Source organism: Pseudoalteromonas sp. DY56-GL22 (genome assembly GCF_041414715.1).
In the GTDB taxonomy this organism is placed as follows: Bacteria; Pseudomonadota; Gammaproteobacteria; order Enterobacterales; family Alteromonadaceae; genus Pseudoalteromonas; species Pseudoalteromonas simplex.
In genome coordinates, this window is the sequence record NZ_JANHZR010000007.1 from 170442 (window position 1) to 195377 (window position 24936).

Annotated in this window: 24 protein-coding genes and 1 tRNA gene; 16 read left to right on the forward strand and 9 right to left on the reverse strand. The window is 41.4% G+C overall.

Annotated features, from left to right (window positions below):
• Positions 1–17: 17 nt before the first annotated feature.
• Both NO991_RS15880 and pepA read right to left on the reverse strand, forming a co-directional pair.
• A complete protein-coding gene (locus NO991_RS15880; protein ID WP_054552639.1) occupies positions 18–464 on the reverse strand; it encodes a DNA polymerase III subunit chi in 447 nt (148 codons plus the stop codon).
• A 126-nt stretch (positions 465–590) separates the two neighbouring features.
• A complete protein-coding gene (pepA, locus tag NO991_RS15885) occupies positions 591–2105 on the reverse strand; it encodes a leucyl aminopeptidase (RefSeq protein WP_062570143.1) in 1515 nt (504 codons plus the stop codon).
• 322 nt (positions 2106–2427) lie between these two features.
• On the opposite strand from pepA, the gene lptF reads away from it, so the two are divergent.
• On the forward strand, positions 2428–3540 hold the full coding sequence (lptF, locus tag NO991_RS15890) for an LPS export ABC transporter permease LptF (RefSeq protein WP_300362528.1): 1113 nt from the start codon (positions 2428–2430) through the stop codon (positions 3538–3540).
• Positions 3537–4604: an LPS export ABC transporter permease LptG gene (gene lptG, locus NO991_RS15895; RefSeq protein ID WP_300362525.1), complete on the forward strand. Its 1068-nt coding sequence runs from the start codon at positions 3537–3539 to the stop codon at positions 4602–4604. Before lptF ends, lptG begins: the two co-directional genes overlap by 4 nt.
• A gap of 63 nt (positions 4605–4667) precedes the next feature.
• On the opposite strand, the gene NO991_RS15900 is transcribed toward lptG, so the two are convergent.
• Positions 4668–5168 carry an RDD family protein gene (locus tag NO991_RS15900; protein WP_054552635.1) on the reverse strand — a complete coding sequence of 167 codons (501 nt, stop codon included), beginning with the start codon at positions 5166–5168 and terminating at the stop codon, positions 4668–4670.
• 421 nt (positions 5169–5589) lie between these two features.
• Here NO991_RS15900 and NO991_RS15905 point away from each other — a divergent pair.
• The 4 genes from NO991_RS15905 (at position 5590) to NO991_RS15920 (ending at position 9816) form a co-directional block, all read left to right on the forward strand.
• Positions 5590–5674, forward strand: a tRNA-Leu gene (locus NO991_RS15905).
• Positions 5675–6171: 497 nt separating this feature from the next.
• Positions 6172–8343: a bifunctional diguanylate cyclase/phosphodiesterase gene (locus NO991_RS15910; protein ID WP_194442909.1), complete on the forward strand. Its 2172-nt coding sequence runs from the start codon at positions 6172–6174 to the stop codon at positions 8341–8343.
• Between the two features lie 47 nt (positions 8344–8390).
• Positions 8391–9404: a fatty acid desaturase gene (locus NO991_RS15915; RefSeq protein ID WP_300362951.1), complete on the forward strand. Its 1014-nt coding sequence runs from the start codon at positions 8391–8393 to the stop codon at positions 9402–9404.
• A gap of 1 nt (position 9405) precedes the next feature.
• Positions 9406–9816: a GFA family protein gene (locus NO991_RS15920; protein WP_300362949.1), complete on the forward strand. Its 411-nt coding sequence runs from the start codon at positions 9406–9408 to the stop codon at positions 9814–9816.
• A gap of 14 nt (positions 9817–9830) precedes the next feature.
• Here NO991_RS15920 and NO991_RS15925 read toward each other — a convergent pair whose 3' ends face one another.
• The 3 genes from NO991_RS15925 to rhlP form a co-directional block, all read right to left on the reverse strand.
• Positions 9831–11045: an MFS transporter gene (locus NO991_RS15925; protein ID WP_054552624.1), complete on the reverse strand. Its 1215-nt coding sequence runs from the start codon at positions 11043–11045 to the stop codon at positions 9831–9833.
• Between the two features lie 66 nt (positions 11046–11111).
• Positions 11112–13169, reverse strand: coding sequence for a TonB-dependent receptor (locus NO991_RS15930; RefSeq protein WP_300582442.1), 2058 nt, complete (start codon positions 13167–13169; stop codon positions 11112–11114).
• An 88-nt stretch (positions 13170–13257) separates the two neighbouring features.
• Positions 13258–14070, reverse strand: a complete 813-nt coding sequence (gene rhlP, locus NO991_RS15935) for a rhombotarget lipoprotein (protein WP_294407210.1) — start codon at positions 14068–14070, stop codon at positions 13258–13260.
• 251 nt (positions 14071–14321) lie between these two features.
• Here rhlP and NO991_RS15940 point away from each other — a divergent pair, with 251 nt between their 5' ends.
• From NO991_RS15940 to NO991_RS15950, 3 genes are all read left to right on the forward strand, one after another.
• A complete protein-coding gene (locus NO991_RS15940; RefSeq protein ID WP_294407214.1) occupies positions 14322–14759 on the forward strand; it encodes a hypothetical protein in 438 nt (145 codons plus the stop codon).
• Positions 14760–14858: 99 nt separating this feature from the next.
• Positions 14859–15179 carry a hypothetical protein gene (locus NO991_RS15945; protein WP_054552620.1) on the forward strand — a complete coding sequence of 107 codons (321 nt, stop codon included), beginning with the start codon at positions 14859–14861 and terminating at the stop codon, positions 15177–15179.
• A gap of 17 nt (positions 15180–15196) precedes the next feature.
• Positions 15197–16273 carry an endonuclease/exonuclease/phosphatase family protein gene (locus NO991_RS15950; protein ID WP_300362618.1) on the forward strand — a complete coding sequence of 359 codons (1077 nt, stop codon included), beginning with the start codon at positions 15197–15199 and terminating at the stop codon, positions 16271–16273.
• Positions 16274–16333: 60 nt separating this feature from the next.
• Here NO991_RS15950 and NO991_RS15955 read toward each other — a convergent pair whose 3' ends face one another.
• The gene (locus tag NO991_RS15955; RefSeq protein ID WP_166338163.1) at positions 16334–17710 is read right to left on the reverse strand and encodes an NAD-dependent succinate-semialdehyde dehydrogenase; all 1377 of its coding nucleotides are present in this window, start codon (positions 17708–17710) and stop codon (positions 16334–16336) included.
• A gap of 165 nt (positions 17711–17875) precedes the next feature.
• Here NO991_RS15955 and NO991_RS15960 point away from each other — a divergent pair, with 165 nt between their 5' ends.
• Genes NO991_RS15960 through NO991_RS15970 form a run of 3 tightly spaced genes read left to right on the forward strand, consistent with a single transcriptional unit; the run spans position 17876 to position 20020 of the window.
• A complete protein-coding gene (locus NO991_RS15960) occupies positions 17876–18913 on the forward strand; it encodes a nitronate monooxygenase family protein (protein ID WP_166338161.1) in 1038 nt (345 codons plus the stop codon).
• A complete protein-coding gene (locus NO991_RS15965; protein ID WP_371352176.1) occupies positions 18910–19476 on the forward strand; it encodes a Crp/Fnr family transcriptional regulator in 567 nt (188 codons plus the stop codon). Before NO991_RS15960 ends, NO991_RS15965 begins: the two co-directional genes overlap by 4 nt.
• 49 nt (positions 19477–19525) lie before the next feature.
• The gene (locus NO991_RS15970; protein WP_371352177.1) at positions 19526–20020 is read left to right on the forward strand and encodes a YgjV family protein; all 495 of its coding nucleotides are present in this window, start codon (positions 19526–19528) and stop codon (positions 20018–20020) included.
• Between the two features lie 7 nt (positions 20021–20027).
• Here the strand turns inward: NO991_RS15970 and NO991_RS15975 are convergent, their stop codons facing one another.
• Together NO991_RS15975 and NO991_RS15980 are read right to left on the reverse strand one after the other, a co-directional pair.
• Positions 20028–20561: a cytochrome b gene (locus tag NO991_RS15975; protein WP_054552614.1), complete on the reverse strand. Its 534-nt coding sequence runs from the start codon at positions 20559–20561 to the stop codon at positions 20028–20030.
• Between the two features lie 80 nt (positions 20562–20641).
• The gene (locus NO991_RS15980) at positions 20642–21154 is read right to left on the reverse strand and encodes an NUDIX hydrolase (protein ID WP_054552613.1); all 513 of its coding nucleotides are present in this window, start codon (positions 21152–21154) and stop codon (positions 20642–20644) included.
• A gap of 216 nt (positions 21155–21370) precedes the next feature.
• Here NO991_RS15980 and NO991_RS15985 point away from each other — a divergent pair, with 216 nt between their 5' ends.
• Genes NO991_RS15985 through NO991_RS16000 form a run of 4 tightly spaced genes read left to right on the forward strand, consistent with a single transcriptional unit; the run spans position 21371 to position 24895 of the window.
• Positions 21371–22711 carry a sigma-54 dependent transcriptional regulator gene (locus tag NO991_RS15985; protein WP_054552612.1) on the forward strand — a complete coding sequence of 447 codons (1341 nt, stop codon included), beginning with the start codon at positions 21371–21373 and terminating at the stop codon, positions 22709–22711.
• A gap of 12 nt (positions 22712–22723) precedes the next feature.
• The gene (locus NO991_RS15990) at positions 22724–22933 is read left to right on the forward strand and encodes a histidine kinase (protein ID WP_054552611.1); all 210 of its coding nucleotides are present in this window, start codon (positions 22724–22726) and stop codon (positions 22931–22933) included.
• 22 nt (positions 22934–22955) lie between these two features.
• Positions 22956–24434: an ATP-binding protein gene (locus NO991_RS15995; RefSeq protein ID WP_138600356.1), complete on the forward strand. Its 1479-nt coding sequence runs from the start codon at positions 22956–22958 to the stop codon at positions 24432–24434.
• The gene (locus NO991_RS16000; protein WP_054552609.1) at positions 24434–24895 is read left to right on the forward strand and encodes a response regulator; all 462 of its coding nucleotides are present in this window, start codon (positions 24434–24436) and stop codon (positions 24893–24895) included. Before NO991_RS15995 ends, NO991_RS16000 begins: the two co-directional genes overlap by 1 nt.
• The last annotated feature ends 41 nt before the right edge of the window (positions 24896–24936 follow it).

A 24936-nucleotide genomic window follows, 5' to 3' on the forward strand; every position in this document is an offset into this window, starting at 1 on the left:
GAACCTTAAATAAATGCTTAAATGTCAATTTCTTGCGTTGCAATATGGGCGCCCAGTTGGCGAAGCTTTTTAAACCGCTCACGGGCGGCTTGCTTAGCATTTGGCTCAACGGGTACGAAATCATAAACCTGCTGAAAACGGCGAATAAAATCCGGTAGGTGTTCAGCTAGGTTGATTAATATTTTTCTGTTGCCGACAGGTGGAGTCATACCAATTTCAACCGGAGCGCCACCTTTAGGGCCTTCACCTTGTAAGTTGTGTGGTACAAAACTATCTGGTTCAAATGACCAAATGATGTCGTCGATTGTGTGGGCCGTGTCGGTGTTATCAGCGTAAATAAATACGCGATGACCTAGACGATACTGATCCGCAGCAATTTTAGCTGCCAGATCGAAAACAGCGCCAGCCGCTTGGTGGGCACTATCATCTTGTTTTAGAACGTAAAATTGTGCGTTCATATTCATAGTGACTTTCGTCCCCACAGATACACAGATCAAAGCAGGGATTTTGACATAGAACGCGAATTGCTTCAATTAATAAGGCGCCATTTGGCGCCTTATTTAGGGTTAGTTTTAAGCTTGCGGTAAGGCTTAATCGTGACTTGCTTCGCTCACGCCTGCGCGGTTAAGCAAATACTGAGTCAACATAGGCACCGGACGACCGGTTGCGCCTTTGTTTTTACCGCCGCTACGCCATGCTGTACCTGCGATATCTAAATGCGCCCAGTTATATTTTTTGGTGAATTTAGATAAGAAGCATGCCGCTGTAATCGTACCTGCTGCACGGCCACCTAAGTTGGTGAAATCTGCGAATGGGCTTTCAAGTTGCTCTTGATAGTCATCCCACAGTGGTAGTTGCCAAGCACGGTCGCCACTTTGCTCAGACGCTTTTAGTAGGTCATGGGCAAGCGGGTTGTGGTTTGAAAGTAAACCAGTGGCATGCGAACCTAGCGCGATAATACATGCGCCAGTCAGTGTTGCTACGTCGACAACAGTATCTGGTTCAAAGCGCTCAACATAAGTGAGTGCGTCACACAGTACTAAACGGCCTTCAGCATCGGTATTTAACACTTCAACTGTTTGACCCGACATAGTGGTTAAGATATCACCAGGGCGATAAGCGTTTGAGCCAGGCATGTTCTCACAACCCGCTAAAACACCGACAACGTTAATCGGTAATTGCATTTGCACAAGTGCGCGCATAGTACCAATAACACCCGCTGCACCACCCATGTCGTATTTCATTTCATCCATGGCTTCGCCTGGCTTGATTGAAATACCGCCAGAGTCGAAAGTTAAGCCTTTACCGACTAACACGATTGGCGCTTGGTCTTTGTCGCCACCTTGATAGTTGATCACTGACATAACCGATTCATTAGCACTACCACGGCCAACCGCTAGGTATGAATTCATGCCCAGCTCTGCCATTTTTTCTTCGCCAATAATATCAACAGTCACATTATCGAAGTTATCAGCGATTTCTTGCGCTTGCTCACCTAAATACGCAGGATTACAGATATTTGGCGGCATATTGGCAACGTCTTTACATAACTTGCTACCTGCAGCGATGGCTAAGCCATGCTCAATTGCACTTTCGCCAATGGTTAACTCACGACGCGTTGGTACGTTGAAAACAATTTTACGTAAAGGACGACGAGGGTCGCTTTTTTTGCTCTTCAGTTGATTGAAGGTGTATAAGCAGTCCTGAGTTGTTTCAACTGCTTGGCGTACTTTCCAATAAGTATCACGACTCTTAACATGTTGCTCAGTTAAAAAGCATACCGCTTCCATTGAACCTGTTTCGTTAAGTGTGTTTATCGTTTTTGAGATAATTTGTTTGTATTGTTTGTCATCAAGCTCGCGCTCTTTGCCGCAACCTACCAACAATACTCGTTCGCTTAGTACATTAGGTACATGATGTAATAGTAATACTTGGCCAGGCTTACCTTCAAGATCGCCGCGGCGCAATAAGTTTGAGATATAACCGTCACTGATTTTATCTAATTGTTCACCAATGGGGGATAAACGACGTGGCTCATAAACGCCTACTACAATACATGCGCTACGTTGCTTTTCTGGACTACCACTTTTTACGCTAAATTCCATTGTTGCTCCTGATATTGAGTCGTATAACCTTAATTTATAAGGGTAAGAATTTCTTTTTCGAGTCTTTTCTTACATTTTTTAGTTTAGTAGCACTAATCTTAGTACATAAACCATGACTCTATTTATGTGTTTTTGAACTTTATCTTAATGTGAATATCAATATCACATAATAGATGTCATCTGTACCATTAATGCAAGATTATATGCGCTTGCTAGGTATGATATTTGACACTGATGACATATAATAAAGTGAGTAAAATAACTAGTTTACTCAAAAATCCTTACTATTCCAGTGAAACTCGATGTTTAACAGGGGCGAGCATTGCTAATTTTTCGTTATTTGACCACTGAAGTCTTCAAGTCGCAGGTCGCCGTATTTTTAACTTTGATGACTATTTTTGTGTCTCAAAAGTTTGTTGTTATTTTAGGAGACGCCTCTGAAGGGGGTCTTCCAGCTAAACTTGTGCTTTCGATGATTGCGCTAAAACTTCCTCAACTTGCTTCACTTATCCTGCCTTTGAGTATCTTCTTGGGTATTATTTTGGCGTACAGTCGCATTTATGCTGACAGCGAAATGACAGTTTTCAGAGCCTGCGGTGTCAGTGAGTGGTACGTAGTTCGGGTAACGCTTATCTCAAGTACTGCCATGGCTATTTTAGCTGGTGCCCTAACTCTTTATGTCGCACCATGGGCCAGTGAGCAAGAATATCAATTAAAAGAACAAGCAAAAGCCGATGCTGGCTTATCGGCATTACGTGCTGGGCGTTTCCAGCAAACAGGTAACGAAAAAGCGGTCGTTTTTATTCACAACATTGAAAACAGTGGTAAAGAGCTACACAAGGTATTTGTTGCGCAGTTACCTGATCGTGAAAAAGGTGACTTAGCCCGTTTAGTGTATGCAGAGCGTGGTGTGGTGATTGAACAAGATAACGGTGAACAGCAACTTGTTCTTAATGATGGTAAGCGTTACGAAACAGACGGCGAGTCTGCTGCTTTGAACTTAACTGAGTTCGATGGTTACAGTGTACAAATTCAAGATCAAGAAATAGAGCACCAGCGCCGTAAGTTAGAAGCAATTCCAACCCTTGATTTATTCAAAATGAAAACCTCTGAAGCCATTGCACAGTGGCAGTGGCGTTTAGCTATTCCACTTTCAATTCCATTATTAACTTTACTCGCGGTGCCTCTGAGTGTGGTGAATCCGCGCCAAGGTAAATTCGCTAAATTAGTGCCCGCAATTAGCTTGTATTTAGGGTATTTCATTTTGTTGAATGCCGCTAAGTTTGCTGTTGAAGATGGAAAAATACCGCCTTCAATTGGCTTATGGTGGATCCATTTATCAGCCTTGTTTATTGGTGGTTTCTTGATTATTAAAGGTCGTCCGCTCGGCGCATGGTTAAAGGCAGTTGTGACTCAGCGGGAGTTAAGCGCATGATGAAAACACTCGACTGGTATTTAGGTCGCAGCATAATTCAAACAACCGGTTTTGCTTTAATGGTGCTGGTAGGTATCAGTACCCTCATTAAGTTTATTGAGCAGTTAAAATCAGTTGGCCGTGGTAGCTACGATATTGCAACAGCGTTGATTTACACCCTGTATAGCATGCCAGGTGATTTAGTTATCTTCTTCCCAATGGCAGCATTGATTGGTGGCTTAACAGGTCTAGGCGCATTGGCATCAAATAGTGAGTTGGTTGTTATGCAAGCGGCGGGTATGTCACGTTTGCAAATTATTGTATCAGTCATGAAAACCGCGATGTTTATGGCTATTTGTATGATGGCGCTAGGTGAATGGGGCGCCCCAGAAGCACAGCTCAAAGCAAAAGAAATACGTAACCAAGCGATTTATGGTGGTGATGTATTTAATGCTAAGCAAGGTGTGTGGGCGAAAGATGGTAGTAACTTTATTAATATTGAAGATGTCGATCAGCAAGGTACTTTACGTGGCGTGCATATGTATCACTTTGATAAATCGTTGCAACTTACGCAAATTACCAAGGCAGAAGAAGCATTAAATCGTAAAGATGGCTGGTTACTTCGTGATGTAAATAAAGTCATGATCACGCCAGAGCAGATCACGACTGAGCAGTACAAAGAAGAGTTCTACGACTCGCAACTGACTGCTGAAAAATTAGGCGTTGTATCAGTTAAGCCCGAAGCGTTGTCGTTTACTGGGCTTTGGTCTTATTTAGGTTATTTACAGCAAAATGAACAAGATACTAGCACCTATGAGTTGGCGCTATGGCGCAAAATCATGCAGCCAGTATCTATCGCCGTTATGTTGTTAGTTGCTCTGTCGTTTATATTCGGACCACTTCGCACAGTAACCATGGGCGCACGTATCATCATGGGTGTCATAACTGGTATTACTTTCCACTTAACCAATGAGATATTTGGTCCTGTGGTAATGGTTTACCAAATACCTGCAGTGGTTGGTGCTGTGTTACCAAGTCTGTTGTTTATTGGGTTTGCAACATACCTGTTGAATAAACGGGTGTAAAATTCGTTTTAAATCATAAAAAAGCGTGGTTTGAACCACGCTTTTTTTATACTTGATTTGCCTTTAATCAAGTGAGCGATAAATACGTTTGTTTTCTTCTTTGGTTAGGGTGATTACTTCTGTTTTTGCGATGTAATCTTGTAAGGCACGCTTATTTTTAAAATCGACCAACACCACTAAGTTACCTAAACCTAATAGTGCAGTAATGGCTCTAAGTGCACCTTGATGCCAGCTAATTAAATGGCCATCGAGGGTTTGCACCTTCAAACGCCACGCGCGCATACCAATTGTTTGGCCGCTTTTAGCCCAAAAGTAACTAAAGAAACTGATACTCACTATTACTAATAATGCGCTACGGATACCGTATAGTAAGGGTGAATTTTGAATGAAAGCAGAGACATCTTCGGCGTCACCAATGCTAAGTAACTCTAAAGAAATAAGCCCTTGAATAGCTAATAAATAGAGTACTGTTGTCAGCATCGCAAAGGCAATGATAACCAAGGTATCGTAAATTAAAGAGGCAAAGCGGCGCCAGAAACCGGCACGTGGAAACTCAGCTGACATAAACAATCTCATCCAATTAAATTGCGCAGTAGTTTAGCAAAGTCCTTCGCAAACAAGAAATACTTAACGGCTCTTTAGTATGCTGGGAACTGAACTGGCTTTGCTAACCTTAATTACATAATCAAAATGAGTATGCAAACATCACTATTTATTAAAGCGAAACCCACCATATCTTTAATCATCCAAGCTTTAAAAATTTCAATACCTATAAAACTAGTAGGGTAGTGGGCACTGACAAACTCTGAAGTTAACAACTTGTTTATTTATTGCGCGGTTGATCAGTGACGCCGCACAAAACGCTTGCTGCCTTACCCATTCTTTGTATAATGCTTGGCATAGAGACAAAAGCAGTAAAAAAAGCTTTCGCTCTAAAGTGGTTTTTCTTTATCTTCTCGTGTTTAGAAGGTTAAAGAAAAATGAAGCCAGTATGATGGAATTGGTAGACATGACGGATTCAAAATCCGTTGCCTTCGGGCGTGGCGGTTCAAGTCCGCCTACTGGTACCACTTTTGAACCCTAGCCAAATGGTTAGGGTTTTTTTATGCCTGAAAAAGCTACCAGCCACCAGTTTTTAGTCGAGTGATCTGACCCCGATAAAGTAGACACGGGGTTTAAAACCAGCCTTAGCAATTCAATTCGTAAATGCATTGTAGGAGGTAGTTTACTGCCGAACCGAGAATGTAAATCAGCAATGTTGAATTATATAATTCATGGCTAATTCTATTCCTGGGAGTCACTCTGCTTAGAAAATACGTACCTGTAGCTACTAAGTAAGTACTAATTCACCCCAGATTAAAATAACTTTTGTTCTATTTATAACCTGTAAACTTCAAACTATGCTTACTTTTGAAATAACCATGAAAAATGTATGCTTATTTGTTTGAAAGTTAACCGCTTTCGACTAGAGTACCATGGTGTTTAAGTGCTTAATATAATAGAATTTACCGTCTTTAGTTCAGGTTAAGTCAGACTCTTAGCGGAAAAAACGGTTGGGTGGCATAACATGGGTACATACGATTTAAAGCGTATTGTTGAAAGTATTTCAAATCTTAAAAGTGAGAACTTTTATAATGCAATATGCCTATCTTTATCAGAAGTGCTGGGTGCTTCGCATGTTTTTTTGGCTCAAGTCGATGAGTCAACTTTATATGCGACAACCATCGCTTTAGTTGCGCATGACGAAATAGTTGAAAACATCAGCTACGATATTCGCTGTACACCATGCAATGATGTCAGCTGTGGCAGTGTTTCAAGTTACAACTCAGGTGTTCAGCAGCTATTCCCTAATGATCAATTGCTTGTTGATATGGATATTGAAGCTTATGTGGGTGTGCCATTACAAAGCATTTCTGGCAAGACAAATACCATTCTGGTAGCGCTTTTTCAGCATGAAATAAGTGATGCGTTATCAATCGAATCTTTCTTTTCGTTATTTACAGGTTTAATCCAGCGTGAAATAGAAAAAGACCGTTTCATTGCTAAGCTAGATTTTTCTAATCAGTTAATAGAACAAAGCCACGAAGCTATTTTTATCTGCGACCACAATGTAGAAATTACCTATGCAAATACTGCCTTCACTAAAATGACGGGCTATTCGCTGGACGAAGTCTTAGGGGAAAACCCTAAAATTTTAAGTTCAAACCAGTATGATCCACATTTTTATAAAGCTATGTGGCATCAGATTAATACTGAGGGCAAATGGTCTGGTGAAATTACCAATAAAACTAAGCAAGGTAAGCTATATACGCAATTTTTATCAATAACCAAAATGCAAAATAATGCTGAGGATTGCTATGTGGCGTTTATTTTAGATATTACCGAGAAAAAAGAAGCTGAGCGAAAAATTTATTTTCACGCTAACCACGACCAACTTACAGGGTTAACTAATCGTTTTTACTTTAAAGAGTACTTGTGTACTTTAATTTCGTCTCTTGCATATCAAGATGAAGTAGGTACAAACTTGGCAGTAATTTATTTTGATGTTGATAAATTTCAGAATATTAATACGGTATATGGCCTAACATTTGGTGACAAAGTTTTATGTAAACTAGCTGAGCGACTTGAAAGCTGTTTTAAAGAATCAGCCTTTTCACGAATCGATGGTGATAGCTTTGCTATTTTACAAACCTATCAACATATTAGTGAGCTAGAACATGTTTGTAAGCAAATTACAGCATTGTTGGTTGAGCCTTTTTCAATTGGTGGTATTAGCCAGCAAGTATATGTAACTCTTGGGATCAGCTGTTTTGAGCAACGTTATATTTCATCCTCTGAACATAAAATCGAAAAAATAGCACGCCGCTTGATAAGACAAGCTGAGCTTGCAACTCTCAATGCAAAGCAAGCTGGTACAGAGTATTTATTTTTCTGCACTGAAATGGATAACAAAATAAAAACACAAAACTTGCTAATAGATCAGCTAACTTTGGCAGTGAAAAACGACGAAATTGAAGTTTATTTTCAACCTATTATCGATATAGAAAATAACACGGTTGCTAAATTCGAGAGTTTAGTGCGTTGGAATAATCAAGGGCAATGGGTATCACCTGCGGAGTTTATTCCGTTAGCAGAAGAGTCTCGAGTGATTATTCCACTTGGTGAGCTGGTGTTGGTTAAAACTTGTCAGCAAATAAAAGCGTTAGAGCTGCAAGGTTATAACGATGTTGTTTTTAACGTAAATCGGTCTTTATTTGAGTTTACTGAGTTTAATCCTGAGCGTAATGCATGGCTTGAAATTATTAACAACCAAGGGGTTAAGCCGTCACAAATCTCTTTTGAATTAACTGAAAGTGTTTTAGCTCCTGAAAATACTAACCATCTCGATGTGCTTACTCAATTAAAAGAGGCGGGTTGCTTAATTTCATTGGATGATTTTGGTACCGGTTATTCATCTCTTAGTTATTTACGCCGCTTCCCTGTTGATGTACTCAAGCTTGATAAGTCTTTCATAGATGAAGTTCATGTTGATTTAGGTGACGAAGCACTGGTTAAATCGATTATCCAAATGAGTCGAGTATTGGGTATTAAGGTCGTTGCTGAAGGGGTTGAAGAGCGCGAGCAATTGGCGGTGCTTACCGAAGCAGGCTGCGATTATATCCAAGGCTATTACTTTTCTAAGCCATTACCAGCAAATGATGTAATACCATTTTTAACGCAATTTTCTCGAGAGCAGTAGATAATTACGGTATGATTTTGGTATCAAGCAGTTAGCAAAAGCTTACTATGTCAAAATTAACCGCAAAGCAACACATCAAGGCGATTGCTACAGCCATTAAGGCCGAAGAGCAGTCGTTAAGAGCGCGTTACCCTATACTTAACCAACAAAATAAAATTGCGATGGTAATTCTGCTGGTGTCGTTGTGTTCACTATTCGGTGTTGCGACACTTTATTACTTAGCGGTTATTCCCTCGTGGCTTTGCATCATTCTGGCTGCCTTTATTACTTCAATATCGCATGAGCTTGAACATGACCTTATCCATAAGCAGTATTTTAGTAATCGTCCTTTTATACATAACTTTATGATGTTAACCGTGTGGCTTATGCGGCCTAATACGGTGAACCCTTGGTATCGCAGAAAGATTCATTTACATCACCATAAAGTATCCGGCACCTCACAAGATTTAGAAGAGCGTTTAGTAGGCAATGGTATTAAGTCGCCCTTGTTGAGAGCTTTGGTCATTACTGATGCCTTGCTAGGTTTGTTAATCAATACCAAGCGATTTAAAAAAGAAATTAGTGGTTTTAAGTTCTTCCGTGTGTTTAATGCGGGCTTTCCGATTGCTACTGCGTATTTTGCGATTCTTTACGGGGTAATTGCTTATTATGCAGTGCAGTTCGTACAGCCATTTACATTGCCGCCGTGGGGAGCTGAGTTATTGGCGATGGCAGAGTTTTTAATGGTGGTACTTATCGTGCCTAATATTATTCGTTCGAGTTCTCTTAACTTAGTGACATCTTCAATGCATTATTATGGCGGTGTAAATAATTTGCTTGAGCAAACGCATGTGATCACCAGCCGCTGGTTTTTACCGTTTCAACTATTTTGTTTTGATTTTGGTCGTACCCACACAATCCATCATTTTGTGCCAAATCAGCCCTTTTATATCAGGCAATTGATAAGCAAAAAAATACATCCTATTTTGGCCCAGCATGGGGTACAGTTTAATGATTTACAAAGCTTGAAACACGCTAATCATTACCCTGTAAAAGAGCTGTCATCTCAACAAGGAGTTTAATATGAAGGTTACCGGTCGTTGTCATTGTGGTGAGGTCACTTACCACGCAGAAGTTGATGAAAATAAAGTGATAAACTGTCATTGCACTGATTGCCAAATTATCTCAGGTGCGCCTTTTCGTACGGTTGTGGTGTCTGCGCCAGATGGAGTTACCTTTACAGGTGCTAAGCCAAAAGAATATATAAAAATAGCTGAAAGTGGCAACCAGCGTGCGCAAGGGTTTTGTGGTAACTGTGGTACAGCTTTGTACGCGACTTCTGTGGGTGCAGGTGAACGCATTTATGGCTTAAGAATTGGCGCTATAGAGCAAGCTGATGAGCTCATCCCTAAAGCGCATATTTGGTATCGCTCACATAAACCTTGGCTCGATAACCTGAGTAATATGAGCGCCTTTGAAACCGCACCTAAATAGCTGCGGTTTCATATTTATTGTTGGCCGATGGTGATATTTCGACCACTTAAGTAACCAAATAAAGCACACAATAGGCTTGATGCCATACACAGCCAAAGTGCTCCCGCCCAGTTGTTGAAATAACTATGTAAGGCGCCCGCAATAATAGGGCCTGTGGCAGCCAATAAATACCCGATACATTGCGCCATACCCGATAACGCAGCGGCTTGCATTGAGTCATGAGTACGTAGGCTTACAAATGATAAGCCTAAGATAAAACAGGCACCTGAGCAAAAACCTAAGGTGACTGACCAAAGCATCGCAAAACTAGGTGCAACTAATAATCCAACAGAACAAAGCGCGCCAAGTAATGCCAAGCTTAGCGTTAAGATGCGTTGATCTTTTAATTTGGCAAGTAGTGGAATAAGCACAATACCTGGTAGCGCAGAGGCTACTTGAAAGGCGCCTTGCAAAGCGCCCGCGTGCTGCGCACTATGGCCACCTTCTATTAAAATACTGGGTAGCCAACCAAGCATGATATAAGTGAAAAAGGAGTTAAAGCCGAGCAATAAGGTGATTTGCCAAGCCAGTGCAGAGTGCCAAATTTTGTTTTGTGTATTGTTTGACACATATGCCTGTTTTGGCATGGTATGTTGCTTAAGTTGTGGTAACCACACCATAATAGCCAGCACAACCAGTAAAGCATAACTGGCAAGCGCCAATTGCCAGCCAAGTTCTTTGTATTCAGCGAGCGGAATGATGAGTGCTGAATAGCTGCCACCAAATATGCCCATCGCCAAAACATAACTCGACGTCATTACTGCCACTTTGTGTGGAAAGTCACGCTTTATTAGGCTTGGTAATAACACATTACCAATCGCGATACCGACACCAATTACTGCGGTACCAATAAAAAGCACGGTGGCAGAATCAATAACCCGAGAGACAACCCCTATACCTATGAGTACAAGGGCAATAAACAGTGATATTTCAAGGCCACACTTTTTAGCAAGACTTGCCGCCATAGGTGAGGCAATGGCAAACGCGATTAAAGGTAAAGTCGTCAACATGCCGGCTTGCGATGCATTTAACTGAAACTGTTCAATGATCTGTTCAAGTACCGGTGCAATGCCAGTGATCGGGGCTCGTAAGCTGGCTGCAATAAGAAAAATGCCCAGCACTAAAAGAAGGTTACGAATTAGATTTTGAGAAGATGTCACGCTGTTTAGGAGTAATAGCAAGAGGTACATTTATCATACCAAAACACGAAACAGCGTGGGTGAACTATGAGATAGCTCACCAAAAAATGCGGTTATTTAAAACTGATAACTTGCTGATAACATGGCATTGCGCGGTCTACCCGGAAAGTATCGGTCGCCACTAAATGTAGTGTAGTCAGCACGCTCTGCGTAACGCTCGTCGGTTAAATTGTTTATTCGTGCCGTCACACTAAGGTTAGCTGTTAGCTGCCACGCCGCTCGTAAATTTACTAATGAGTGGCCTTGGTAACTATGCTGGTTTTCAGGATCAGTAAAGTAGCTGCTGGTGGTATGTAGCTCAAGACCAACACGCGTAATGTCGTTTGCTTGCCAAAGTAGCTGCAAGTTTGCGATGTTACGAGGAGCAGTATCAATAAGATTACCATTGATGTTAATCCCGCTGAGTACTTGGTCATAACTGTATGTATGTTTGGCGTGGCTCGCGGCTAACTGCATCGATAAGCTAGGCGTTATGGTATAGGCTAACTCAAGCTCAATACCACGATGCTGAGTTTGGCCATCATTGACGTAATAAAAATCACTGTCGCGGAAAATGGTGTTCTTTTTATTCATTGCATAAATGCTAACTACATAATGCAGCTGTGCTTGTTGACCTTTTATACCAAGCTCTAGGTTTTTAGCTGTTTCAGATTTCAGATCTGCGATATTTTGTTCGCGTTGCAACTGATAAAGCTCTGCCGCTTGCGGTGCTCGATAACCTTCTGAAGCATTGGCGTAGATAAACTGGTTTTCAGAATATTGATAGCTTAAACCAAGCTTAGGTGAAAAGTTAGTAAAGCGATTTTCGCCGCTTTCTGGTCGAGAATAGCGACACCCACCCATGGCGCATGCTGTGCCATCTTCTTTAGTGCGGCCAGCCAACATATGGTTGTCGTAGTCATAACGCATACGCTCGTATCGACCACCCAGGCTGATAAGTAACTCATCAAGTTGCCAATCAAGGTTCACAAACGGTGCTAATAGGGTGCTTGTTACTTGATAATCATAATGTTTGCCTTGAGGCACGGTGGCGACTAAAAATGCTGAGCCTTGAGTGGGACTGTCTTGATATTGTAAAAAGTCAGCATCTGTAAGTTCACCATCAAAACCAACAGTTAACAGGCTAGAGCCGGTTAACTTGTGCTGCCAGCTTGATTGTATACCAACACCTTGCTGAGCATTTTCTTCAAGGGGAGTACCCGGTAAAAAATGCTTAAAGAAGGTCATGTCTTGGTCGCGGATATAAGGCGTAAGGGTAAAGCTGTTAGCCTCATCTTGTGTCCAATTTAGCTTTGACCAAACACGCAAAGAGCGGGCTTTACGAAATGCATCAGGATCAAAATTAGACTGAGCTATTTGCTTATCCTTGTAGCTTTCAAAGCCCTCTATGTAGCCAGCTGTTTGTTGATCTAAATGGGTGTAAGTCAGGCCTGTACTTACACTTAGTTTTTCGCCATCAAAACGGTGACGTAGCGAGAGCTTTTCTTGGTCAACACCTTCGTCATCACGATAACCCGTATCTCGAGTAATAGTGGCATTAATACCTAAACCTTGTTGGCCAAAATCACGACCCGCACCTAGTTTGTAGCGGGTGTAGCCAAACGAGCCGTAATCAAAACCAAGTTGGTTGTGGTTATAGGTTGTATCTGGGGTGATCACGTTGACTACACCATGTACAGCGTTTGAACCATAAAGTGCAGAGCCCGGGCCTTTCAGTACTTCGATGCGTTCAGCCATTTCAGTGTGGGCTTCGAATAATTCATTGATGTTGCAAAAACCAGCTGCGCGAAGTGGAATACCATCTTCGGCGGTAAGTAAGCCACCGCAGGCACCTGCGCCAGAAAGTACAGGCGAACGTAAAGCGGGTAAATACTCTTGGCCGTTACCGTGTTGAAGATTCGCACCAGCAACCTGTTTAAGGGCTTGTTCAATGTGAGTTGGAGCGATAAGCGCCAGTTGCTTCTGTGAAATACTGCTGACCACAACAGGCAATGGATCTGCCAACACTTCGTTGCGCGAGGCGGTCGTTGTAATATGTTCTAGTTCATTATTTGCAATGGCTTGTTGGTTAAATAATGAGGTGCCCACAAGCACTGAGAGTATCGACAACTTCATGAAAACCCTTTGGTTAGGTACAACAAAAACCAAAGGGTAACTGCTTTTTAGGATGGGTAAAAGCTTTCGCGCTTAATAACTTTGTCTGTTATGCAATACGGCGATGTACGGCAAAACCTGCCAGTACTGCCACTAACCAAAATAAGCTACTGCCGCTACTGCCATTTCTGTGCGTGACATTAGCTACTTTTTCTTCTTTTACGCGGGTTTTAAATTGCGCCAATTCAGTATCTAGATTTGTGATCATGTCATCAACAGCGCCATTAAAGCTTGCCAGCGATTGCTCTTTAGCAACTTCATCGATGCCAATCGCTGTGCTGCGTTGCTCTGCTTTATGTATACCTGGCGCGCGAAACAGCATTTTTCGGCTTTTCACGTCAAATACGGCAGTATCTACAAAGGTTTGTACTGAGTTCTCATTGCCCGGAATCACATATAAACCAACAATCGTTAGATATAAAAATGCAGCGTTATTTTCTAAGCTTTGCGACACTTGGTCGTATGAAACAAGCGCCATAATATCCACATCATATAATCGTGATACTTGTTCTAATGCGGTAAATCCTTCGCTGCCTTTTAAATAAGTACTTGGGATCACTTCAATACGGTCTATGTAGTCATATTGCATAAACTGCTTTTTAACTTTATTTAGCAGTGCGACTTCATCACCATGATGCAAGCCATCATTGTACTTGTTAGGAATAAAGGCAATCCCTACCGTGGCTGGTAAGTTCAAAGTTGGAATCGTTGCTTGGTGTGCAGCTCTATCTTGTTGGTCTGGGTAAAGGTACTCAACCAATGAACTTGATTGCGTTTTTTGATTGCCATATTGGCTCATCATGGCACTACAGCCCGTTAGTGCAGTAATACTAATGACCAAACACCATTTTAGAACATTCATAAATTATCCTTATTATGTTGTGAGGAAGCCTTTGTTTATGTTGCAAATATAACGACAAACGCCTCAAACGAAACTGTAACTCAGACTCGATTTTTCGTAAATAGTGCCAAAGAAGTTTAAAGAAATGTAAAGATTAGCTTTCTAATGTGTTGATATGTAAACAGTTGCGTTTTTAAATTGTAACCCTTCATCTATGATTCAGGCTAAAACGTTAGGCTTTTTATCAAGAGCAAACGTTGAGGGTCTCTATTATGAATAAATTAATTACTATCTCAGTTGCTGTTTTAGGTTTGAGTTTGATACCTATGGAAGCAAACGCGAAACATGATCGTGACCACGATAGATACGAACATAAGCACGAACGTAAAAAGCATAAAAAACATAAAAAACACCACAAACATCACCATCATCATGACAGACATGATCGTTACGATAGATACGATCATTACAGCTACCGTGACTTACCACCCGGTTTATACAAAAAAGTAGGGTATGGTGGTGGCTTACCACCAGGTTGGTATGAGCGTTATCGCCATGGTGATATTCTTGACCGTGATATATATCGTCATGGGCGAGTGATTAAACGTCGCGACCGAAATGGCATTATTGCCATCGAAATCGATGACCGCCTTATTCATCTAGTACACGATACGCGAGAGATTTTATCAATCGTTACTCGCCATCGTTAATCCTGTCAAAAGCTGCTTAGCGGCTTTTTTTAGCTGGTTTCATACCCAGTTCAGAAAAACTTGCTACGCTTAATTGGGACTCATAGAAGGAGCACTCGCATGAAAGCATTGTTAACAGTTGCAGTGATAGGTTTAAGCCTAGTGACGGCTGGCGCACTTGCAAAAGATAAAGACAAGGATAAGGGCAAAGATAAAAGTCTACCACCTGGCCTTGAAAAGAAACTTGATAATGGTGGCGATTTACCACCCGGTTGGCAGAAGAAATTACGTAAAGGCGATATTCTTGACCGTGATATTTACCGCCGCGGTAAAGTGATTAAATCTCGAGATAGAGATGGTCTAATCTCAATTCAAGTTGACGATACTGTCGTGCGTTTAGTGGAAGACACCCGAGAAATTATTTCTATTCTGAGCCGCTAGTTTTGCTTGAATCGATCATGACTTATGGATTGGGTTCACTATTGGCCATGCTGCTAGTGGTCTCAATCTTGCCATTTTCATATTCCCAACATTATTTAATTCGCAGTTGTGACTTTGTACGCTTGCAAGTGGTTTACCTTGCTTGTGCGAGTTTAATTGCTGCAAGCTATTTAATCAGTCGCACGGGCTCCGCGCCTTATATTGGTTGTGCTCTGGCGAGTATCGTCGTGTTGCTTTTACAAGTTGGCTGGATTTACCCTTACACAAGGCTCGCTAATAAAGAAGTTGCTTCAAGCAATAAAACCGATAAGCACAGTATTCGCATTATGTCGGCAAATGTACTGATGTCGAACACTGAATATGACAAACTCATTGCTTTAGTTAACACGCACCAACCAGACTTACTCATTACGTTAGAGTCTGATCAAACTTGGCAGAATGAACTGAGCAGTTTAGAGCAAGAATACCCGTATCGAGTGTACTGCCCAAAAGATAATCGTTATGGTATGCACTTGTACAGCAAGTTTAAAATTAAACAACAGCAAGTTTGTGAGCTTATAGAAAGCGATATCCCCTCAATCCATATTTTGTTTGAAGATGCAGATGGCGTAGAAGTTCAAGGGCATTTTATTCATCCTGCACCTCCGAGCCCCACGGAAGAAGACAGCTCACGGCCGCGTGATACTGAACTAATTATCTTAGCAAAAGCACTTAAAAACAGACTGCGACCTTGTATTGTTGCAGGAGATCTAAATGATGTTGCTTGGTCGCGAAGTACCCGTTTGTTTATGCGTATTAGTGGCTTGTTAGACCCACGTAAAGGCCGCGGCTTTTTTAATACCTTTCATGCCAGTTATTTCTTTATGCGCTGGCCACTTGATCATCTTTTTCATAGTAATGAGTTTAGTGTTAAGCGTATTGAGCGTTTGGCAAAGTATGGCTCAGACCATTTTGCACTTCTTACAGAGCTTGTTTATAACCCCGATTCTGACAACCAAAAACAACAAGAGCAGATTGATAAAGAAAAAGCAGTGGATGAGTTAAAAATGCCAGCAGCCTCGAAGCAACAAGTGCCAATGTTTGAAAAACGATAACCTTATTAAGGACGGCACAATCAGATATAAAAAAGGGCTCTAATGAGCCCTTAATAGTGATTAGTCGTTGACCATAATGGTTTTGATATTAACAAATTCTCGTAGTCCAAAACCGCCATGTTCACGGCCATAGCCACTGTCTTTTACACCACCAAATGGTAAGTTCGGTTGCGCAAGACCATAACCATTGATATTTACCATACCGGTGTCAAAGTGAAGCTTTGCAAGCTCAATGGCTGCTTGTTCATCTTTTGAGAAAATACCGCCGCCAAGACCATAGCGTGAATCATTAGCAATTTGCATTGCCTCAGCGTTATCTTTGGCTCGAATAAGTGATGCCACAGGGCCAAATAATTCATCGTCATAAGCGGGCATGCCCGGTTTGATATTTTCAAGCAAGGTCGGGGTGTAATAAAAGCCGGTGTGTTCAGCAACTTTACCGCCCGTGATAATAGTAGCACCTGCATTTACAGATTCAGTGACTTGCTGATGAAGCTGATCGCGCAGATCTTTACGAGCCATTGGTCCAAGCGTGGTTTTTTCATCGTTCGGATCGCCAAGTACAACTTGCTCAAATTGCTCTTTGATTAGAGCTTTAAAATCATCATATAAAGCATCAACCACAATAAAGCGTTTTGCCGCAACACAGGTTTGTCCGTTGTTTATCAAACGACCTTGCGTACATGCGGTAATCGCCGTATTTAAATCAGCGTCATCAAGTACGATGTATGCATCGTTACTGCCTAATTCGAGCACGGTTTTCTTAACCTGTTTAGCTGCTCGCTCTGCGACTTTTTTGCCTGTGCCATCGCTGCCAGTAAAGGTTACACCACGAATCGCTGAGTGATCTATTAGTTCGCTTGCGGTTTTACCGTCAATAAGTAAGTTCTTAAAGCAATAATCGTCAAAACCAGCCAGTTTAAATAACTGTTCAATCTTTTCGGCCATGCCAAATACATTACCAGCATGTTTTAGCACTGTGGTGTTACCTGCCATAACATTCGCGCAAGCATAGCGAATGACTTGATATAGCGGGAAGTTCCATGGTTGAATACCAAGTATTACACCAATTGGTTGGTAACTAATAATTGCATGTCCGTCTTGCATATCTCGCTTTTCATCGCCAAGCACTTTTGGTCCCTGCTCAGCGGTATAACGACAAATTGCTGCACAAAGCTCAACCTCCTGAAGGCCCTGTTGGTAAATCTTACCCATTTCATCGGTCATTAGTTGGGCTAATTCTTGTTGATTAGAATCAATTACTTGTGCAAGTTTATTAAGTAATTTTGCGCGGTGCTCATGGGATGTAGTGCGCCATTTTAAAAATGCTTGATGACATTGGTCAACTTCACTCTGTGCTTGTTGCAGTGACAATAAGTTATAAGTCTTGATCGTTTGTTCATTAGTTGGATTGATTGTAGTAACAGTATCAGTCATCATTATCTCCTTACAAAGTTGTAGGAGCTAGTCTGCAAAGCTAATACCTATTTTTTGCTTTTTATAGCTTATTGTTTTAGAAGACTTTTATTTTTCAGTTAGCCTTTGAGAAGCTTAAACTTTGTAAAAACTGCATTAGGTTGAAAAACTTACAAGGAATATGTAATGACAAATTCTGTGTTAAAAACTGAACTTGCGATTATTCAAGCGCCGATGGCGGGTGTGCAAAATGCCAAACTGGCAGTCGCTGTGTGTGAAGCTGGAGGGCTTGGCTCTTTACCTTGCGCTATGCTCTCAGCAGAGCTGCTAAAATCAGAACTTGATTATCTTAGCCAGCATACTGATAAGCCTTACAATCTTAACTTTTTTTGTCATCAAACACCCGACTATACCCTGGCTCAGCAAACGGCTTGGCATAATCTGCTTACACCTTATTTTGATGAGTTTGCTGTCGATGTCTCACAATTTACCCGTAATGCTTCGCGCCAGCCAATTAATCAACAAATAATAGATATTATCGCGCCTTACACGCCTGCCGTTGTAAGCTTTCATTTTGGTCTACCAAGTAGAGAGATTGTTTCTCAAATAAAAGCGTGGGGCGGAACGGTTCTTTCATCAGCCACAACGTTAGATGAAGCGCGTTGGTTACAAGCAAATGGAGCCGATGCGGTTATTGCACAAGGGATTGAAGCTGGCGGCCACCGCGGCCATTTTTTATCAATGGATTTATCGCTGCAACCAACCACTGCGCAATTAGTGCGAGAATGTGTAGAGCTTGATATACCTGTTATTGCAGCAGGTGGAATTTGCACGGCAGAAGATGTCGCCCAATACCAAGCATTAGGTGTCGCAGCAGTGCAGGTGGGGAGCGCTTACTTACTTTGTGAAGAAGCGACAACAAGTGCTTTACATCGTGAAGTATTAAAAACAGTTGCGCCAGACTCAACTGAATTGACGACCTTATTCTCTGGTCGTCCAGCACGAGGTATTAGCAATCGAGTCATGCAAGAGTTAGGAGCTATGCCAGAGCAAGCGCCGCCTTTTCCGTATGCGTCGATTGCGATGACCGCATTACGCGCAAAAGCTGAAGCCAAAGGCGATAGTGGTTTTTCACCACTTTGGTGTGGTGAGCGCTTTATTGTTAGAGAAGGTATTAATGCTCAGCAAATTACTGAACTACTAATGCAAGGTTGGCAATCTTGACAGATACCCAGTTACTCCCGCTCGGTGATAGTTACCATCAGTTAGCTTGTAAATTTCGTAACAAACTTGCAGGGCAATGCGCTATAAAGCGGTACGCTAAAGGTGATACTTTATTACAGCAAGGCGATGAGCAAGATGCGGGTTACTTAATTATATCAGGGGTGCTTGGTGCATTACATGCATCATCGCAAGGCACACAAAAGTGTAAAGAGTTTTACTTTCAAGATGAGTTTGCACTGCTTTATGGGAACTGGTTGACTAAAACCCCTGCGCTCTATCAACTCAAAGTAATACGTGATGCTGAGCTTATTAAGGTGCCTTTGGTTTTATTTGATAGTACTGACTGGCAAGCAATTAAACATCAATTAATTAGTCAGCAATTATTGTTTAAAGAAGCAAAAGAAGCGTTTTTATTACTCAATACGCCAGAGCAACGTTATCAATATTTATTAGATCAAAAACCGCACTGGCTTGAGCAATTAAGCTTAAACGATGTTGCTATGTATTTAGGGATTTCAGCGATTTCTTTATCGCGAATTAGACGACGTCTTAACTTAAGTTAAGGCGCAGCAAAACAGTGAACATTACACTGCTGATTTTTCAGGAGTCGTTATGTTTATTTTATCTCAGTGCTTAGTTGCCATTGCCACATTACTCGATTTGGCTTCTTTTCAGTTTAAACAAAGACAAACTATTTTAGCTTGTTTGTTTAGCTCGGTATTACTGACATCAGTGCATTTTATGCTGCTTGATAATTTCAGTGCTGCAAGCTTAATGTTGATTGCAGCACTACGTTATGGCTATTGTATTTTTGCGCGCAAAACTTGGGTGATGATAGCGTTTATGCTTTTGAGTATTAGCGCAGTACTATTAACATTGCATAGCTGGGTTAGCTTTATCGCACTGGCAGCAACGTTAATGCAAACCTATGCTTCATTCCAAGGCAAAGATTTTACCTTACGCCTGTTGATGATTGTCGGCACTGTGTGCTGGATAGTTCACAATTTATTAGCGTTTTCACCACTAGCAGTGGTAATGGAAATAGTGTTTTTAATAAGTAATTTAGTGGGCTTATGGCGCTTTTATGCTAACCCTAAGCCCGCTTAAATTTTATTTAAGACTTACCTAGCATGCGGCTCAGCATGCCATCTTTGTCAACAAACTGGTGTTTAAGTGCAGCAGCAACGTGTAAGGCTAAAATCACCACGATAATGAGCACAGAACTGTGGTGCACAAAGCTGCCTGCATCTGCAAGCCAAGGTGTTTTTTCTGGTGCGCTCAATAGCTCAAACTCAAAGAAGCTAATTGCACGACCGCCCGCATAGCTCATGATAAATCCAGATAACGGCATAGCTAGGGTCGCAAGTAATAATAAGCCATGAGTGAGGTGAGCAATTACGGTTTGCCATTTAGGCATGTCAGATGTTGCAGGTAATGCGCCTTCTTTTATGCGCCAAATAAGCCTTGCGATGGCAAAAACTAATACTACTAAGCCCATTGATTTATGCCATCCCATATAAGTAAATTTAGCGGGTGGCTCAGCAAAATCAGCAACATAAATGCCCATCGCAAATACGCCGATAAACAAAATGGCAACGGTCCAATGTAAAAGGATGGTTGGCTTAGAAAGGGCAGCTACTTTACTCATGGTTGACTCTCATAATTGGCTTTAATTATAAGTATAGACTGCCCCAATGGCTGAGGGTTGCGTAAAGTAATGTAAAAAACTTAAAGAGTGTCAGCAATCAGCTTTAATAAAAAGGTCTCGCGCTGAATCGATAAGCCCTGTTTTTCACTCATTGCCATGGTGGTTTCGTTGTGTGCGATGGCATCAAATATATTCACCCACTTAGGTTGCATGCCATTTTGCACTTCGTAGTGCTCCATTTTTGGGTCAGCAAATTCATCGCTTATTTCACAAAAGTAGCAATAAGATTTGATATGAACACAGTCAAAGTCGTCTTTGTACCAAGGTCTGATTTCTTCGTATAAGCCTAGTGAATGCTTTATTTGAATTTGTTGTGCGCCTGTTTCTTCATGAAGTTCTCGCAGGAGCCCTTGCTCAATACTTTCGCCTTTATCAACCCCGCCACCCGGTAAACTGTAGTCATCATAACGAGCGGTGTATAAAAGTAGTATTTGTTCACCTTTTAAAACAATGGCGCGGGCAGTGTTACGAATAAATACAGTGCCGTAGTCGTTTCCTAAACTTGGGTGAATAACTTTTCTTAATAACTTCATATGATTACAACTTAATAACTTAAAATAAGTACAGCTCAGCTTAATTTTGAGTAGGCAATAATAACCCGTTTCTAGTATTTTTCTCACTTTTTACCCTAAAGTGGAACTAAATGCAGTAATATGGTCGTAATTTGAATTCAATTAGTATCTAACGCGCTTTATTTTATTTTTATTGGAACTAAGCGTAGAATGATTAAAAAAGCTTATGGAATAAATATGTTAAACGTACTTTTAGTTGATGATGACAGTGAGTTTAGTGATGTAGTTTGTCACATTGTTGAGTTCCTCGGGCACAATATAAATACCGCAGCGAACCTTGCTGAAGCTGAGCAATGGTTTGAAAACAACACGTTTGACCATGTTTTTTTAGATTTTATGTTGCCAGATGGCAGCGGTCTACATTTGCTTGAGCACTTAAAAGCAATCGGTCAATCGCCTCGTGTTACGTTAATTTCAGGGCACCCTTCAGTAAAGGGTAAGTTGGCTGAAATGTGTGAGCCTAATGTTGGTCACCTAGTCAAACCACTACAACGAGAAGATATAGAACGGGTACTCAACCCGAAAAAAGCAAGCCCTAAGAAAAAAGCAACGCCAGCTATAAAGCGCCACTTTGGCACCTTAATTGGTGAATCTGAGGTGATGCAAAAGCTTTACACTATGATTGAGCGTGTTGCAGCAACTTCTGCCAATGTAATGTTGATGGGTGAAAGTGGTGCTGGTAAAGAAGTGGTTGCTCAGGCAATTCACAACGCCACTGAGTGTGATGGCCCTTTAGTAGCAACTAACTGTGGTGCATTTTCTAAAGAGCTGATTGGTAGCGAACTTTTCGGCCATGAAAAGGGCGCATTTACAGGCGCTATTGCACGTAAAGAGGGAGTGTTTGAGCAAGCTGCTGGTGGTACTTTGTTTTTAGATGAAGTGACAGAAATGCCCATTGATATGCAGCCAAACTTACTACGTGTACTCGAAAGTAAAAAAGTAACTCGAGTGGGTGGAACCAAAGAGCAAGCGGTAAATTGCCGCGTTATTTCTGCAACCAACCGCACCTTGACCGACCTTGCGCAAAATAATGTTATTCGTGAAGACATTTACTTTCGTTTAGCGGTATTCCCTATTGATATTCCACCGCTTCGTGAGCGCAAAGAAGATATTCCATTGCTTGCCAATGCTTTTTTAGAGCAGCTTAATGATGAAAACGGCACCGACTTTAAATGGCAAGCAGCGCAAATCAAAGAACTTGAGGCACATGATTGGCCTGGTAACGTGCGTGAACTTCGCCATGCTATACACCGTGCCTTTATCATGAGTGACCCTAAAGGCTCCGTTATTACTTTACCTGATTCGTTAGAATCACCGTTTTCTAAAGTGAATAAAGAGAGCCAAGCAAACCAAGTTGTTGCAGGGCAAACCATTGAAGAAGTTGAAAAAGAATTGATCCACGCGACTTTAGATAAAGTACAAGGTAATAAGACGATTGCTGCGCAAATGCTGGGGATCAGTACGAAAACACTTTATAACCGTCTAAATGCTTATGGGGGCATTGGCGAATACAAATAACTAAGGATAGCTATGAGTAACAACGAGTCTTTACGAAAAATGGTGCACGATGCTCGTGCACCGCTAAACCGTATTTCGATGAATGCAGAGTTAGTTAAGCTCGTATTAGAAAATGATATGCCTAAGCAAAAAGCGCTCGAGGCATTAGATAAAATAATTACCAACTGTCAGCAGTGCAGTGAACACTTACAAGAAATAAGTGACACTCACGCAGCAGATTGAGCACTCATTGATTGGGAAGCAAATGCAAAAACAAAAAGGAAAAATAGCGGTCAGTTGGGCTGGCTTTATTGCCGTGGTGCTGTGTATCGTGGTGGCGAATGCTTTTTTAGCCCTCAATAGCATTCGCTCTCTAACAGAAACACAAAGTAGTCTTGATAATACTAACTCACTTAATACTGCAATAGAGCGGCTACATTTGTCTGTAGTACAGGCTGAGTCAGGTCAGCGAGGTTATCTTCTTAGTGACCGAGAAGATTATTTACTGCCTTACAATGATGCTATCGCTTCAATGCAAGCGCAGATCATGCTTGTGAAAAGCTTGCATTCAGAAATTCCCGGTCAAGCAGACCGCATTGCTCGTTTAATTCATTTAGTAAACGATAAAGTCGCAGTGATGACTAAAACCACCGATCTGGCTCTTGCAAATAAAGACGTGAAAGCTCGCCGCTTGTTATTAACAGACCAAGGTCGTGATTTATATAAAGATATTCGCGCTGGAGTTGATGAAATTCAAATGCGTGAGCTTAATTTTAAAATAGAGCAGTTTGCAAAGCTCTCACAAATTAAAAACGAAGCGAAGTTAACATTTGCGATTACTGCAGTGACAAGTGCTTTACTGCTTATTGGTATGTTTGTGTTAACCCGTATCAACATACGCAATCAAGCTAAGTACCGAGCTGACCTTGAAAAACAAAACGAAAACTTGGCGGCAAAGGTTGCAGAACGTACGCAAGAGTTAACCATCTATTCAGATGAGCTAAGTCGCTCAAATAGAGAGCTTGAAGACTTTGCCTTTGTTGCAAGTCATGATTTACAAGAACCACTGCGTAAGATTCAAGCCTTCAGTGACCGCCTTGAAAAGATGTTTAAAGATGAGCTCGGCGAAAAAGGGGTTGATTATATTAATCGTATGAAAAATGCCGCTCAGCGTATGTCTAATTTAATCAATGACCTACTTGAATTCTCACGCGTAACCACTCGTGGTAAGGACTTTGTTGATACAGATTTGAATGAAGTCGTTGCAGAGGTACTTGATGATCTTGAAATCGCAATAAAAGAATCTGAGACCACGGTTAACCTCGATACCTTACCGCATATTCAAGCAGACCCGAGTCAAATGCTACAGTTGTTCTTAAACATTCTGTCGAATGCAGTAAAGTTTAGACGTGAGAATGTTGCGCCTGTCATTGATATTGCATATCAGCGAATTTCAGAATTTAGCGAAGTTCATCACACTGATGTAGAGTGGGAAGTTATTACAATTTCAGATAACGGAATTGGCTTTTCAGAAGAATACCTAGAAAAAATATTTGTTCCGTTCCAGCGGTTACATGGCCGTTCGCAATACAAAGGCACAGGCATAGGACTATCGGTTTGTCGCCGTATTGTGGAGCGCCATGGCGGAGAAATAACAGCAAGTAGTCACGTTGGTGAGGGTGCAAGCTTCACTCTTAAATTACCCGTGGAAACATCGCTTTTCACACTACAAGGAGAGGCGTAATGCCACTTAATAAAGTTAAACCAATAACCATTTTAATGGCTGATGACGACGAAGATGATCGTTTATTAACCCAAGATGCATTGGCCGAAAGCCGTGTATTAAACGAGTTGTTTTTTGTTGAAGACGGTGTAGAACTGCTTGAATACCTTGAGCGTAAAGGCAAATTTAGTGAAAAAGAAAGCTCACCGCGCCCGGGCTTGATTTTACTCGATTTGAATATGCCGCGTATGGACGGCCGAGAAGCTTTACAAGCAATCAAAGCTAACCCTAACTTGAAGGGTATTCCGGTGGTGATTTTAACTACATCAAAACAAGAAGAAGATATGGTTAAAGGCTACGACTTAGGGGCTGCATCATACATTACTAAGCCAGTTACTTTTGAAGGTTTAGTCGAGTTAATGCAAACATTAGGGAAATACTGGGTAGAGTTTGTAGAGCTGCCAACACCACAGAACGATTAATTCCAACTTGCGATAATATTTTATTAAGCAAATTGCTATAA